Origin of the sequence: Proteus myxofaciens ATCC 19692, from assembly GCF_001654855.1 — a bacterium.
GTDB classification, from domain to species: Bacteria; Pseudomonadota; Gammaproteobacteria; order Enterobacterales; family Enterobacteriaceae; genus Proteus; species Proteus myxofaciens.
The window spans coordinates 1-202 of sequence record NZ_LXEN01000290.1 but is presented as its reverse complement, the minus strand read 5'-3'; the positions used below and the strand labels follow the sequence as shown (position 1 = coordinate 202).

Genomic DNA, 202 nt, shown 5'->3' with positions numbered 1-202 from the left:
AATAAATATAAAAGTCAACAATCGATTTATTACGCTACGTTGTTTAACAATTCTTATAGTATCGCTTACCCGATAAAATAAAATAGCGCCCATTAAATAATTAATTTTACTTCCTTTAGAAAAAAAGAACATCACCGCCAATATTGAATATAATAAAATTGTTAATGCTATAATTAAATCAAGATCCAAATATCCATTATGC

1 pseudogene is annotated in these 202 nt (G+C 25.2%); it reads right to left on the bottom strand.

Features of this window, described 5'->3' with window-relative positions:
• A pseudogene (locus tag M983_RS17820) lies at positions 1-202 on the bottom strand (hypothetical protein); the annotation flags it as partial.